This window comes from Pseudarthrobacter sp. TE9888 (assembly GCF_056279345.1).
The window spans coordinates 14,725-26,913 of the sequence record NZ_JBWBRD010000001.1 but is presented as its reverse complement, the minus strand read 5'-3'; the positions used below and the strand labels follow the sequence as shown (position 1 = coordinate 26,913).

Genomic DNA, 12,189 nt, shown 5'->3' with positions numbered 1-12,189 from the left:
TTCAGGCACCCCCCGTGGATTCTTCGCTCATGTCTTTGATGGCCCCGGAAGCGGCCTGGCCTGCTTCTGCGCCCTTCTGTGCTGCCAGTACGGCGACACCGCCCGCGCCCGCGGCCACAGCGCCACCGCTGGCGGCTGCTCCGCTGCCTGCAGCAGCACTGCCGGCACCGGTAGATGCTGTCGCGCCAGTGGCTCCGGTGCTCCGGGTACCTGTCTTCCCCGCTGTGCCGGACGTTCCTGCCGTTCCCTGGCTGCCAGTGCCCGAGGGGCCCTGCGATCCAGGGCTTTGGCTCGAAGTGCTGCTGGTTGTCGTCGAGCCGGTGGATGATCCGCCGGCTCGCCCGGCGCTGCCCATGCTGATTGCGCCGGAAGCCAGTGCGCCGACCGTCCCTGCTGCCAGACCGCCACCGCCGCCAGCGACAGCACCAACCATCGGGGTGACGAACCGCATGAGAGCTGGCATGGCGAACAAGGCAATGATCATCAGAGCCAGTCCGGTGACCGTTGCAAGGAGCGCGGAGCCGAAGTCCTTGCCGTCACCAACGTTTCCAAAGATCTTGCTGCCGCTGAGCTGGAAGGCCGTCGCGTAGATAATGGCGGCCGCGGGCTTGTAGAGAATGAAAGCGATCAGCCAAGCTGTGCACTTCTGGAACCAACCCCTGCCTGCCTCCGTGTTGCTGAAAGCTGCAGCTGTAGGGAAGATCCCTGTCAGGATAACGAGCAGGCCACCGCGGATGATCATGAGCACGATCTGCATGACGGAGGCCAGAATCGCAATCAGCCCTAGGAGAATGATCATGATCGACCCGATCGGGCTGGTGGCCGAAAGCGCCAACAGGGCCGTGATGTTTTCGTTGAACGAGGTCCCGTTCGTGGAGTTGGTGATGATCCAGGCTGAGAACTGATCCGCCGCGACTGTCAGCAGTCCCACGGCTGCCACACCGGCGCCGGAGACGACGATCAGGGTCGCCAGCGAACGCACCAGATCCCGCAAGGGTGCACCCCTGCGCTCGATCGTCATCTTGGCTGCACCCACGAGGACAGACATCACAGCCAGGGAAGCTGTCCAGAAGTAGAGACTGTTCTGCAGGAACAACACCGGGTCACTCCCGGTAGACCCTCCCGGGGCTGCGGTGAGAGCGGGAGTTCCCACGTTCACCCAAAATGTCCCGAGTGTTTGGACTGTTTGTCCTACGGCATCGGCAATAGCTTTCGCCATGTTCTTGACGGCATCATTGGCGACGTCTTCGATGGCCGCCCCTGCCTGGCAAAAGGGATTTATTGCATTCAAGCCGGAGCAGTCAGCCATTAGACACCGGCCCACTCAACGTAACCACTGAGGTCACTGAGCTGTCGCGCCCCAGTGTCCCCTGTGGCCGGCACAACGAACTTCCAGTCGCCTTCGTACCACCGGAGCGGAACCGGAATGGAGACGAAAGTTCCATTTGCACCCTTGAATGCGAGATCAATGACGGCTCGGTCAGCCTCGTAAGAACGGAACGTGAAGCCGGCCAATTGGGCGGTCACGGAGTTTGGGGCGGCTGTTGGGGAGGACTTCAACACCGCATCTCGTTCCGGGCTGGGTACAGCCAACTGCTGATAAACGAGGTCCGCTTTTCCAGCTGAGGACAACGCAGTCATGTTTGCCGCTGCATACAACGCACCGGTTGGTGAGTGTGCGAAACAGGAGCGGAGGCCGTTGGCTTCGGTCTTGCCGGGGCCGAACTGCGTGGGCGATGTTGGTGCGGCGATCTTGCCGACCAGTTCCCATTTGGTGTCAGTTGGTGTGGTGACTGGTTTTGCCTGGTCGCCGGATGGCAGGCCGCACACGCTTGCCGCGGACGTCTCCGTAGGTTGGCCGCTGCTGGTGCTCGTGCTGGTGGTGCTCGGTTCAGGGGACGCCGTTCCGCCGCCTCTGGGAACCAGGGCCAGGATTACCCCGAGCGCGACAATGATCGCCACGACAACGGCCGAGATGATGAACTTAGGTTTGGTCAGCGGATTCTGGTCTTCGTTCACTGTCGGTTCAGTCATGGCTGAAGCTCCTTAGACTAGGGCGCCTACGACGCCGCCGGCGGAGGCTGCCAGGATGCACCCGCCGAGGACCCATGCCAGGCGGCCGGCATGCTCGCCGCCCTCTCCGCGTCGGTTGTTGACCATCATCGTTCCGGCTGTGATTAGGATGCCCGCCACGGCTAGGCCGAAGACGATCCATGCGAGCCACTTGAGCATCGTCAGTACGCCTTCAGAGCCGGGAGGCGCTTCACCTGTGCCCGGGTTCGGTATCTCTGTGATGGCAAAGCTTGACCATTCCATGGCCTTGGAGAACAACATGAGTTTCTACTTTCTATTTGGCCGGGAGTCCGGCGGTGGCAGTTACTGCGATCTGCACCTGCTCGAGGGTGGTGCGGGCTTCTTTGGGAAGTTCCTCGGTGGCGATGTCGTGGCCGTAGCGCCATGCGTCCACCCAGGGGAAATGCCACATGTGGGGCACTCCCCCGCCGACGACGCGGGCGAAGTCGCGGATCTCTCTGGGGAGCCGTCCGGGAGCGTCAGCCATGACCACGAGGCCGGCGACCTGGATGTCGGGAAGTGACCTTGATGCCCATTCAGTTGCAGCCAGCCGTGCTGCACGAAGGCCCGGGATATTGGACCGGGCAACCAGGACGATCACGGATCCGGCTGCGGTCAAAGGCCAGTGATGATCGGCTGCCCTGGTGTTCTTGTCCAGGCGTGCAAGCGACGTTTCGCCCGCGCCGCCGTGGACGCCAAGCCACCAGAAGCTCGGTTCCCTCCCCCCAACGTTCCTTCGGGGAAGCCGGTCCGCCAGGTCCGGCTGCGGAACACTCAGCTGTGGCCTCGTCGCCCCCGTAGGGATGAAAGGCGGCTCCTCCGGGATCACTGAAACGGATTCGTCGATAGTTTCCGCACCGAGCGTCACCCAGCGATTCTTTGAGACCGGCATTTCACATCCCCTACTAATGTCCGCAAAGATCGTATCGGTACCATCCGACACGAAAGGCCAAAAGTGACCGCCAACAACAGCTTTAGTACCTTTCAGTCACTTCTAGTACATCACAGTACCTATTTGTGGTCTACGATGGCTCTATGCGGTGGGACGGACTGAGCGTGGACCCCAAGTACCTGGAAGCACTTTTCGCCAAGTACCCGGAGCGTCTTACGCCTCAGGACCTCGAAGAGATCTTTGGGTTGTCCCGAAACACCGTCTACCGCTGGCTCCAAACCGGAGTGATTCCTGCTTACCAAGTCGAGAAGACATGGTTGATCGCTAGAGATCAAGTCAAGGACTGGGTCTGGGAGAACCGGAACACGCTGAGGAAGGGCCAGATACCGGAAGTGAACGACGAGGACCAGCCCTAGGGCGAAGCAGCCGAGCAGATGTGAGGGGGACACATGCAATCACGAACGAGCGCGCCCGCGTTGGTCGCCGGGGCCGTCCTTGCACCCGTCGGCTTGGTACTGTCCATCATCCTGTTCAGCGGGGGCTCTCAGGCCGCTGCCGATGTTTGCTCACCGACCGGGTCCAGCGTCAGCGTTGACGCAAGCCAGCTGCCCAAGGTGGCTGTGGCCGGCTACGAGGGCGAGCAGCTGAAGAACGCGGCCCTGATCATCAACGCAGGCAAAGCCCTTGGCCTGTCGGCCCGGGGGCAGACGATCGGTGTCATGACGGCCATGGGCGAATCCGGGCTGCGGGTCCTGGATTACGGCGACGGCCCGGGACCTGACTCCCGGGGGCTGTTCCAGCAGCGCGACAACGGCGCGTGGGGGACCTACCCGGACCGTATGAACCCAACGGCCTCAGCCACAAACTTCTTCACCGCCCTGCAGAAGGTCAGCGGGTGGGAACAGCTCGAACCCACCACGGCCGCGCACAGGGTCCAGCGCAACGCCGACCCGTTCCACTACCAGTCCTACTGGGTGGCCGCCGTCGAGGTCGTCGCGGCCCTGGGCGACGTGCAGATCACCGATGCCGGCGGGGAAAGCTCCTGCGGGATCCCGGGCCAATCCGGCAAAGACGATGACCTGCCGTGGCGCACGGCCAAGATCTACGAGCCTTCCCCGCTGGGCATGTACAACCGCGAATGCGTCGACTTCGCCCTCTGGCGCATCAACCAGCAGCTCGGCAGCACCACCACCCCCTACAAGGTCCACAACGGCACCTTCCGGCCTGACGGTGCCGTGCTCGGCTCTGCCCTTACCTGGAAAGACGGCTGGGACACCAAAGGCTGGCCCACCGGTGGAACACCACGGGTCGGCGCGGTCGTCTGGTACTCCCCCGGCACCGGAGGCGCAGACGGCACCTACGGCCACGTCGCCATCGTCAAAGCCGTCAACGGAGACGGCAGCTTCCTCGAAGAGGGCTACAACGGCAACCCCGCCCCGAACGACCACACCTACTACACCCGCACCGTAGAGAACAGCACTCCCAGCGCCTTTCTCTACCTGCCCGGCAGCGACTCACCGGAGGAACCATGAAACGCGCCCTGACAGCCCTCGCCGCCCTGCTCGTGTGCACGGCCTGCGCGCCGGTAGCCAGCTCAACACCCGCGGAACCATCGCCCAGTGCTTCCGCCGCCACCACCGCCACGCTCAGCGCAGGCGGTAAGCCCCAAGCTCCCGGCGGCACAGCACCGGCCACCCTGGGCATTACCTGGGACGAGGCAAGCAAAACAGCCGCGCTGGAAACCGCGACCAAGGCCATGACGCTCTATGCCCGTCCCACGGTCACGGACAAGCAATGGATCCAGGAGCTCGGCCAGCTCCTGACCGCCCAAGCAACCGCTGATTACCAATACGTTGACCCGGCCAACATCCGGGCCACCAAGGTCACCGGAACGGGCCAGCTCAGGATCGATGAGAACAACGGTTTCGGCTGCCATGTCGTCTTTCCCACCGATGCCGGCGACTACGACGTGCAGCTGCTCCGCAGCGCAGCCGACAAGCCCTGGCAGGTCAACCGGTTCACGCCGCCGAACGGCGCAAAGTAAGGACAGATGATGGAAACTCAAGCGCTCGACTTCCCCAAGATCAACGCCGTTCTGCGGACCAACGGAACCGGCGAAGTCACCATCAACGGGACCTCCCACGCGATCGAGGCCGCCGACGAAGGCGCCGCCCTCAGCGATGCACTACGGCTCATCACCGAAACCGCGGCTCAGCTCGGCCGACCCGTCCGCGTCAGCACCACTGACCCGGACGGGCAGGGCCTCATCATCGTCTCCCCCGAGGGCGTCGTCAGCGAGGCCGCTCCGATCAAGCCCACCTCCCGTCGGGAGCAGGACCCCCTGCCCGTTACGGCAGCCCCGACGCTGGAATCGGCCAAGGCCACGATCACGGCCGCGCCTGCACCTACGCGTGTTTCGGTTCCCGGCGACTCTCCGGCCGAAGAAGTGACGGCGCAAGCTGCCGACGCTGCGCCGGTTACCTTCGGCGCAGCCGTTACAGCCACTCCCGCCCAGGGACCCTCACCGGCTGCCACAGCAGCCGCTGTGGAGCCTGCCACTCGGCGCAGCCTCAAAGACACTTCGTTCCTCATCAGCGCGCCCGTGCTCCAGCCGGCAACGCGCGGCTGGCGCGGCGTTCTCAGCCGTCTGGGCTTCCGCATGGACCCCTCGCCTGAAGAGCTGGCGGAACGGGAAGATATCCGCACAGTGAGCCAGCACTGGCCCGGCCCCCGCACCGTAGCTGTCGTCAACCGCAAGGGCGGAGCGAACAAGACCCCCACCGTCGTGATGCTCAGCGCGATCCTGGCCCGCTACAGCGGCGCAGCGACCGTCGCCTGGGACAATAACGAGTCCCAGGGCACTCTTGGCTGGCGCACCGAAAAGGGCGGCCACAACAACAGCGTCCTGGATCTCATCGACTCATCCCAGGCGCTGCTCTCCCCCAGCGCCCAAGCAGCCGAGATTGCCCAGTTCGTCCACCACCAGACCTCGGACAAGTTCGACGTCCTGCGCTCAGACGAAAACGAGGAGGGCGACCACGAAGTGACCGCAGAGGAGGTGGACATCGCCCACCAGGTACTCACCCGCTACTACCGGCTCATCGTCATGGACTCCGGAAACACGGCCCGCGCCGCAAATTGGCGGCGAATGATCCACCACACCAACCAGCTCGTGGTTCCCGTGACAGCCATCGAAGACCGCGCCGAGGCCGCTAGGCTGACCCTCCAAACGCTCGAATCCCGCGGCGGCCACGACGCCGAGCTGGCCCGCAACGCCGTCGTCATCGTCTCCGAATCCACCGACGCCAAGCGCAGCATGAGCGGCGACGCGCTCAAGCGCGCCAAGGACGAGGCCCGACGGATCGCTGACGGCTTCGCCCCCCATGTACGAGCCGTGGTCCGAATCCCCTACGACCCCGCACTGGTCAATGGCCCCATCCGCTACGACGCCCTCCAACCAGCTACCCAGCGCGCGTGGCTTGCCGCAGCCGCCGCCGTCGCAAAAGGTTTCTAAGAGCGATGAAACCGACACGCCGTACTTTATGTCCAGTCCCCAGCGTTTCAGAAACTAACGTGAGGGGCATGGCAATTCAGAAACGCGCACGCGGAGGACGCCCTTCTAAAGGGGACCGTCATGTTCTGACTACCCGGCTCCCCGTTGCAGACGCAGAAAAGTTGTTCGCTGTAGCAGATCACCAAGGGCAGTCGGCTAGTGAGTTCATCGCACATGCCGTTGCTGAAAAGCTCGCCGCCATCGACATGACATTCGTTGCCGGCCAGGGGGAACTGCCTATCGGCCGTATCGCCTCTTAAAAGAGGAAGGCCCGCACTAGGCGGGCCTTCTCGAAGCATTAAGTCCAGATCCAGTTCTTGGCGGGACACGATCTGAACTTTTACAACACCCACGCTGTGGGTGCCATTTGTGTTACCTCGAAAGGAACTACTGCACACCATGGTACCGGAACCGGTATCGGCGTCAATGCATGCCCTTATGGGTGTCGCGCCGTACGTGAAGCCAGAAGATGCATGGAGCCTTGCTCCGATGATTGCTGGCGCCCCTTCTTACCGATTTGGTCGTTGGATTGGCTCGCGGTTTCAGTACCCCCGGCCGAGCAACGCACCGAAAATCACTCGGGTACTGCCGGAACGTCCTGCGGCGGTAATGGTGCATGGCCCGGATGGCAGTGTTGCCACGCTGTGCCTGGACTTTGACACGTCCAAGGCCCTCAAAGGTGTGGTTGACGCGGACGCTGCCCGGGTGGGGCAGTTGTTGGCGGCGTGCGGGATAGTTTTTGTTGAGGACTTTTCCCCTAGTGGCGGCCGCCACCTGTACATCCCGCTGCGGGACCGTATCGGCGCAGCTGAAGCCAGGGAACTGGTCGAAGCACTCGCATTGACGGCGATGAGTCTGGACCCGAGTCCGCACCAAAACATCACGGATGGATGTATCCGCGTCCCTGGATCAGTGCACAAGGCTGGCGGGCACCAAACCCTAATCACTCCACTCTCCCAAGCCTACGACATCCTGCGGCGACGCAACCCAGCCTCTGCGCTGATGGAGCTTCGGTCTGCGCTGGCTCCGGAGCTAACCCGGAAGCGCGCACTCAAAGCCCGTGCAGCCAAGACTGTTGCCGGTCAGCGAACCGGGATTCTGCCGGCACTACCGCTAAACGCTGGTAGTGAAGCGCCGCTGCGCAAGGTCGCCCGAACCGGCCTGTACGACACGGCCAGGTACAAGGGCCCATCCGAGGCTCGCATGGCTGTGCTGAACCACTTCAGCGCCTGCGGCTGGTCCCTGCAAGACGTCGAGAACGAACTTACCGGCCAGTTCCCGGGGCTGGCCGCCCTATATGGAACCCCCCAACGCCAGGCGCGACTCCTGCCCTACGAGTGGACCAAAGCCCAGTCCCTCACTTCCAACCAAACCCTTCAGAAGCGACTCCCCCGTAAACACAGGAAAAAGAGTGCCCCTATTAACAACACAAGCCCAACTTTAACCACCGGGGGGGCAGGGAAACTTAGCAGTGCTGGTGTGCAGCAGCTCGTAAACGATCTGGAAAATGTCCTCTACGCAGTACTCGATCACAGACTGCAAGCCAGAGGCCGGCAAGGCCTCAGCCTCCGCCTGCTCATTCGTGGGCTACTGGGCTACATGAGAGCCCAGGAAACTGATGTTCTTGACGTTGGATGTCGAACTCTTGCTGTGGCGATGGGAAAACACCACGTCACCATTGCGCGGCTTCTGCCCGTCCTGGTTGCTGCCTCCGATGGAATCCTGACTAAAGTCATGGACGCACGTCACAAAGCCGCCGATGTGTACCTCATCCAGCTCCCCGAGCAGTACCAACAACTAGCCCGCGAACTAGCTTGGCGAAAAGGAAAAATTCATGCCATTCGGCCTGTTTTTCGGGCACTCGGGGATGCTACAGCGCTGGTGTACGAAGCCATAGAACGCGGCCGCCACTCCCCCAAAACTGCGGATCTCGTGCGGGCCACCGGTGTCAGCCGGAATGCATGTTCGGCCGCGTTGGCCGAGATGGAAGCCTTGGGTATGGTCCAACGCCAGGGACACGCGTGGAAGACCACCACAGTCAACTTACGCATGCTCGCGGCACGACTCGGTGTGATGGATGACTACCTTGATCAGATCAGCCGTAACCGGAATGAACGCGCTGCTTGGCACGCTTACCTAGACCGGTTTCGTACCCCCAATGTCGAAGAGACTGACCTGTTTGATCTAGAACGGGACGAGTACTGGATACCACCCGACGATGCGGCAATTTGGCATGCAGCTTGAGGCCGGAAGGACAGGAAAGACTTAGGACTGCATTACGGTGAAGGCCTGCAAGCAAGTCAAGGATGATCTTCACGATCTCGAGTATGAAGACCATTGGCTGGCACCCCCGCATAGTCTCTGCTTTATGGAAACCGGCCTAAGACTCTCTTAGTTCTTGCCGCCTGTCGTGAACCCCGCGGTCGGAAAGGAGTATGCGGAGAGAATCAATCTTGACGTATTTATTATTGCGGCGTTCTACTGCTGCTGGTGGGGCCGTTCTGCTTTCGGAACTGTGTGTACTCTCAGACTTTGGGCCTGGAAGTGTCTTCGGTTAGAAGGGCTGGTAACTCCAGAGTGTCCCCGGCTTGAACGAGTTGGCCCCAATGTCGGCCGCTATGAAGACGTCATCGTCACGCAATAGCCGTTGAGTTTTTGTGTCCCAGAGTACGGGCGTGTGCCCTCAGCCCTCTTGGGATTAGCGACATATGAAATAAATCCAGACGTATTTATAGCATTCTCATGCGGTGGCCGCCGCTAAAGGCGCGACCATGCAGTGCCGGTGGAAGTCCTTGAGGGCACTCCCCGGGCTTTTCTCTGGCGAGCAGCTGGTGCCCATGTGCCAGGGATAGTTCTCTGACGCCTCTCGGAGCCAGACGTTGGATCTTGGGAACCGCCCCTCTTCCTCTATAGCTTCGCTTTTATGTAGCGACGCGCCGAGATAAATACGTCATGACGTAAAGATAGACGGATAGATTGATAGCCAGATGTCCAGTTTGAGCTTGGGGTGGACGTGTACCGCCTCGGCACTAATAAATACGTCATGACATAAAGATAGATTGATTGACGGATTGATAGATGGGCAGACATCCAGATTTATTAATGCAATTGAGGTGACATGTGAAAGTAACTGCGATAGGGAACCGAAAGGGCGGAGTCGGTAAGACCTCTGTGACATTGGGTCTTGCCACCGGTCTGAAGTTGATTGGCAAAAAAGTGCTGGTGATCGACCTGGATCCTCAGGCAAACGTCACCGAAGCACTTGAAGGTTCCGGTGAGTTCGACGTTTTCGACGTGTTATATGGGGGAGATGCCGGCACTTTGGGTCAGGCCATCACCAAGACCTCTTGGCCTGGCATTGATCTCATCCCGAGCTCCGAATCGCTTGCGCGGCTGGAATCGGAAAGCATCATGACACCAGAGCTGCGGTTGAAGACCGCCGCCTGGGGCGCTGAGGAATTGATGGCATACGATCACATTCTTCTGGATCTTCCTCCCGCGTTGGGTCGTCTTACGCTCAATGGCCTTATTTGGGCTGATCGAGTCCTTGCCATAACGGAGCCTGCGGCCTTCTCGGTGAAAGGCGTCACCGAATTCCTGGAGACAGTGAAGAAAGTGCAGTCGTTACCGCATCTGAATCCGGCACTTGAGTTCCTAGGAATCATCATCAACAAGACCAGTTCGCCCCTGACAGGGGAGCATGCCTTCCAAATCGGCGAACTGGAGGCTGCCTATGGGCAAGACGTGAGGAGTCCTCACCTTCCGCTCAGGACTGCCATGCAGGACTCTGTCAGTTCGAGAGCCCCTCTTACAAAGCTCAACAGCAGGGGAGCTGTAATCATGACCGAAAAGTTCATCGAGCATGCTCGCTTTATTGATGGAGTGAACTGATGCCAGTAGAGAGAAAATCAGCGATCCGCAAGGCACCCGCTGCGGACGTAGTCGATGTTCTGACCTCCCGAAGCGACAGTAGGCAAGAGCTGTCTACGGAACCTTCGCGTGCACAGTCACCTGACCTGCTAGAGGTTGCTCCTCGAGCATCGACAAACAGGCGGCCGGGACCGGGCCGTCCTCGAAGCAAACGTCGGATGGAACCCTTCTCCTCAAAGATCGAAATCGACCTCAGAGACGAGATGGATGACTATGTGGCCGAGCACGGACTTTCGATCATCGACTTCCTGGATGAGGCGGTCAGGGACCGCCTCAAAAAATAATTACGTCTTGACGTAATTATTATCCATTAACTGCCGTGTCCGAGGGTAGTCAATAACGACCGCTCGCGGACTGGACCCGCGAACGAAAGTTTTAGTCCGTGTGCCTTAGCCAACAGGTCTGCTTCGCCTTCATAACCGCGAACTCGAAGCTGGTATGAAAGCGTGCATTGGCCTGGCTCCCGACTTAGAGGATTGGCCTAGGGGCCACCATGCAAAAGCGCCCCTGGGTGGGCGGATTCAGTGTTAGCCGAGCACCACAGCATGACGGAGAGGTTATTCGGCATCTTGCAGCTCCCCGTGCGGTGTCACGGCTTCATCCGTCTCCTTGGATGCTTCACGGAGGCGCAAGATGTCGCCGACCAGCAGGTATGTGCCGGTGATGTAGCGCGAGGCCTCGTATTTGCTCACCTCTGCGTGGGCTCCCTTGTGCCCGGCGTCAGCAAAGGCATCAAGTCGATTACCTAGGAACTCCAGATCCCGGCGGATAACGTCCTTTGGAGTTTCGCTCAGTTCGTGTTGCCGGCTGATCCAGTCGATGAGCCGGTTGATGTACTTGTCATCCGTCATCTTGATACTCCCTACTGGTTCACCGGGCGGGCGTAGCTCGTCGGCAACGGCCTTTATCAACCTACGGCAGGCACCAGCCGCGTTCGCCCAGTCTTCGGAGTTGTTTGAGGAGGCGTTCTCGAAGGCACTGGAAAATTTGATGGTTGCACTTGGGACCAAAGTTGCAATCTTGCCATCGACTTCTTGGCGAAGTACCGAGAACGCAGATTCCATCGCCGCCCCGAACCGCAGCTCGAGATTCTTCTCGCTCACATATCGGTGCACCGCCCCAGTGACGCGACCTAGTAGGTCGCTGCGTTGGGAGATGAATTCCCTCAGCAGGCTACGTTCCTTTGTATTGCCTGCGGGCGGGTTGACGACTTGATACGGATTCGCGGACGTTACAGATACGGGAGCATCAGCAGCAGCGCCAAGCTGTTGCTTTGCGCCTTCAATGTCAGCTTGAATCTTGTCGACCGAACTAGTGCTGAAGCGAACCTTGCCATCCTTGCTGGGGTCAACCCTCCTCCCGGATCGCGTTGCAGCTTTGACTTGCGCGGCGGTCAGTCCACCACCAAGGAGTCGATAGCCGTCAATCTCCTGATTCAGCCATTCCAAAGCGTCAGCGTCATCAAGGAGCCTCGCTAACCGACTTGCCCTCCTTATCTGGTCAGCAGGCCCGAGCCGGGCCATTTCGATGTCTTCCAAAAGTTGGTCGGAAAGTATGGCGGCCGCCTCGACGCGTTCAGAAGTCATCTACATCTCCATCCGGGGTGAATCAATCATTGAATAATATGTGGCCTCCAGCTGTCTTGACGCTGAAGAACCGGCATTTGAAGAGGAGTGCTCATTTAGCACTCTTCGTGAGGGAGGGCGAACAACTGTCCCGTCCCCTCTCCCCATCCACGGGG

Annotated in this window: 13 protein-coding genes; 8 read left to right on the top strand and 5 right to left on the bottom strand. The window is 60.5% G+C overall.

Annotated features, from left to right (window positions below):
- Nucleotide 1: 1 nt before the first annotated feature.
- The 4 genes from ACZ9J7_RS00155 to ACZ9J7_RS00140 are packed head-to-tail and all read right to left on the bottom strand — an operon-like array spanning nt 2 to nt 2,941.
- A complete protein-coding gene (locus ACZ9J7_RS00155) occupies nt 2–1,309 on the bottom strand; it encodes a TrbL/VirB6 family protein (protein WP_476206077.1) in 1,308 nt (435 codons plus the stop codon).
- Nucleotides 1,309–2,034, bottom strand: a complete 726-nt coding sequence (locus ACZ9J7_RS00150) for a DUF8175 domain-containg protein (protein ID WP_476206076.1) — start codon at nt 2,032–2,034, stop codon at nt 1,309–1,311. The genes ACZ9J7_RS00155 and ACZ9J7_RS00150 overlap by 1 nt, the downstream gene beginning before the upstream one ends.
- A 12-nt stretch (nt 2,035–2,046) precedes the next feature.
- Nucleotides 2,047–2,334 (bottom strand): hypothetical protein, encoded by a 288-nt coding sequence (locus ACZ9J7_RS00145; protein WP_134165699.1) that lies wholly within the window; start codon nt 2,332–2,334, stop codon nt 2,047–2,049.
- Between the two features lie 13 nt (nt 2,335–2,347).
- A complete protein-coding gene (locus ACZ9J7_RS00140; protein WP_476206073.1) occupies nt 2,348–2,941 on the bottom strand; it encodes a DUF6668 family protein in 594 nt (197 codons plus the stop codon).
- 188 nt (nt 2,942–3,129) lie between these two features.
- On the opposite strand from ACZ9J7_RS00140, the gene ACZ9J7_RS00135 reads away from it, so the two are divergent.
- The 8 genes from ACZ9J7_RS00135 (at nt 3,130) to ACZ9J7_RS00100 (ending at nt 10,732) form a co-directional block, all read left to right on the top strand.
- Nucleotides 3,130–3,381 carry a helix-turn-helix domain-containing protein gene (locus tag ACZ9J7_RS00135; protein ID WP_400641507.1) on the top strand — a complete coding sequence of 84 codons (252 nt, stop codon included), beginning with the start codon at nt 3,130–3,132 and terminating at the stop codon, nt 3,379–3,381.
- Between the two features lie 33 nt (nt 3,382–3,414).
- A complete protein-coding gene (locus ACZ9J7_RS00130) occupies nt 3,415–4,497 on the top strand; it encodes a CHAP domain-containing protein (RefSeq protein WP_476206072.1) in 1,083 nt (360 codons plus the stop codon).
- On the top strand, nt 4,494–5,009 hold the full coding sequence (locus tag ACZ9J7_RS00125; protein WP_476206070.1) for a hypothetical protein: 516 nt from the start codon (nt 4,494–4,496) through the stop codon (nt 5,007–5,009). The genes ACZ9J7_RS00130 and ACZ9J7_RS00125 overlap by 4 nt, the downstream gene beginning before the upstream one ends.
- Nucleotides 5,010–5,015: 6 nt before the next feature.
- Nucleotides 5,016–6,479 carry a MinD/ParA family ATP-binding protein gene (locus tag ACZ9J7_RS00120; protein ID WP_476206068.1) on the top strand — a complete coding sequence of 488 codons (1,464 nt, stop codon included), beginning with the start codon at nt 5,016–5,018 and terminating at the stop codon, nt 6,477–6,479.
- Nucleotides 6,480–6,547: 68 nt separating this feature from the next.
- Nucleotides 6,548–6,778, top strand: coding sequence for a hypothetical protein (locus ACZ9J7_RS00115; protein WP_015062388.1), 231 nt, complete (start codon nt 6,548–6,550; stop codon nt 6,776–6,778).
- A 139-nt stretch (nt 6,779–6,917) separates the two neighbouring features.
- Complete coding sequence (locus tag ACZ9J7_RS00110) at nt 6,918–8,762, top strand: hypothetical protein (protein WP_476206065.1); 1,845 nt, start codon at nt 6,918–6,920, stop codon at nt 8,760–8,762.
- Between the two features lie 876 nt (nt 8,763–9,638).
- The gene (locus ACZ9J7_RS00105; protein ID WP_056332006.1) at nt 9,639–10,409 is read left to right on the top strand and encodes a ParA family protein; all 771 of its coding nucleotides are present in this window, start codon (nt 9,639–9,641) and stop codon (nt 10,407–10,409) included.
- 197 nt (nt 10,410–10,606) lie between these two features.
- A complete protein-coding gene (locus ACZ9J7_RS00100; RefSeq protein WP_476206062.1) occupies nt 10,607–10,732 on the top strand; it encodes a hypothetical protein in 126 nt (41 codons plus the stop codon).
- 273 nt (nt 10,733–11,005) lie between these two features.
- Here ACZ9J7_RS00100 and ACZ9J7_RS00095 read toward each other — a convergent pair whose 3' ends face one another.
- A complete protein-coding gene (locus ACZ9J7_RS00095) occupies nt 11,006–12,034 on the bottom strand; it encodes an AbiTii domain-containing protein (RefSeq protein ID WP_476206061.1) in 1,029 nt (342 codons plus the stop codon).
- Nucleotides 12,035–12,189 lie beyond the last annotated feature (155 nt).

Excerpts from the sequence above, each read along its gene's own strand:
- ACZ9J7_RS00120 (WP_476206068.1), top strand. The coding sequence starts at position 5,016 with ATGATGGAAACTCAAGCGCTCGACTTCCCCAAGATCAACGCCGTTCTG.
- ACZ9J7_RS00095 (WP_476206061.1), bottom strand. The coding sequence starts at position 12,034 with ATGACTTCTGAACGCGTCGAGGCGGCCGCCATACTTTCCGACCAACTT.
- ACZ9J7_RS00130 (WP_476206072.1), top strand. The coding sequence starts at position 3,415 with ATGCAATCACGAACGAGCGCGCCCGCGTTGGTCGCCGGGGCCGTCCTT.
- ACZ9J7_RS00150 (WP_476206076.1), bottom strand. The coding sequence starts at position 2,034 with ATGACTGAACCGACAGTGAACGAAGACCAGAATCCGCTGACCAAACCT.
- ACZ9J7_RS00155 (WP_476206077.1), bottom strand. The coding sequence starts at position 1,309 with ATGGCTGACTGCTCCGGCTTGAATGCAATAAATCCCTTTTGCCAGGCA.
- ACZ9J7_RS00145 (WP_134165699.1), bottom strand. The coding sequence starts at position 2,334 with ATGTTGTTCTCCAAGGCCATGGAATGGTCAAGCTTTGCCATCACAGAG.
- ACZ9J7_RS00100 (WP_476206062.1), top strand. The coding sequence starts at position 10,607 with ATGGAACCCTTCTCCTCAAAGATCGAAATCGACCTCAGAGACGAGATG.
- ACZ9J7_RS00125 (WP_476206070.1), top strand. The coding sequence starts at position 4,494 with ATGAAACGCGCCCTGACAGCCCTCGCCGCCCTGCTCGTGTGCACGGCC.
- ACZ9J7_RS00110 (WP_476206065.1), top strand. The coding sequence starts at position 6,918 with ATGGTACCGGAACCGGTATCGGCGTCAATGCATGCCCTTATGGGTGTC.
- ACZ9J7_RS00115 (WP_015062388.1), top strand. The coding sequence starts at position 6,548 with ATGGCAATTCAGAAACGCGCACGCGGAGGACGCCCTTCTAAAGGGGAC.